Source organism: Streptomyces specialis, from assembly GCF_001493375.1.
GTDB classification, from domain to species: Bacteria; Actinomycetota; Actinomycetes; order Streptomycetales; family Streptomycetaceae; genus Streptomyces; species Streptomyces specialis.
This window is the reverse complement of record NZ_LN929892.1, coordinates 1-826: the sequence shown is the minus strand read 5'-3', so window position 1 is coordinate 826 and position 826 is coordinate 1. Positions and strand designations below refer to the sequence as shown.

Below are 826 nucleotides of genomic sequence, written 5' to 3'. Positions count from 1 at the left end.
CCCACCTGGGGGGAGAGCGAGCAGCCGTCCGGCCCCGCGCGGCCGAGCCAGGGCGACGCGCCGGTCGGTGACCGCGGAGGCGGGCCCGGCGGGGTGGCGGGGGCCCGGTATCGACGCGGCCGGGGATCTGTCGGAGGAGTCGGGAGCGGCCTCGGGGTGCCGGCCGGGCTGATTCATGCACCTCTCCGGTGTCTCGCAGGAACCACCCGATCATCCCATGAATACGGTCGGCTCTCCCCGGCGGTGCCCCGGCGGACGCGGCACTCGCCGCGCGTCTCACGTACGCAGGTGGGTGACCGGGCGGTGGGTGCGGGACTCGATGTCCTGGACCGTCAGGTGCGCCAGTTGGTGGGACAGCTCGGACAGGGCCCGGGCGGCGGCGAGTTCACGGCCGATGGCGGGCACGTTCTCGTCGGCGGGGTTGGCGCGGGCCATGCCCTCGGCGACCAGGACGGTGTCCGGTTTGTCGGTCAGGCGGGCCTCGGCGCGCGTCAGGCGGCCCTCGGAGTCGATGGACACCCGGACGTGCCAGGTCTCGGTCTCCATGATCCTCCTCGCTTCCCTCTTCCTCCGTCCCCCACGGGTGCTCCGTCCATCCTGACCCGGCCGGACCGGGCCCGCACATCAGGCGTCACGCCAGCCCCGTCACCGTGACGGGGCCGGAGTGCCGCCTGATGCGCGGGCCCGGCCCGGCCGGGGCAGGAAGGACGGAGGACCCGGGGGGGACGGAGGCAGCGGGGAGCGGGGGGGAGGCAGGAGAACGGGACCTGGCAGGGCCGGGGGGCGCTGGCACACGAAGGCGCTGGCTCCCACACAGAGCGAGGGC

At 75.3% G+C, this 826-nt stretch carries 1 protein-coding gene; it reads right to left on the bottom strand.

The window, feature by feature from the left end:
- Positions 1-276 precede the first annotated feature (276 nt).
- A complete protein-coding gene (locus BN2279_RS09795; protein ID WP_059008322.1) occupies positions 277-546 on the bottom strand; it encodes a DUF1876 domain-containing protein in 270 nt (89 codons plus the stop codon).
- Positions 547-826: the final 280 nt, after the last annotated feature.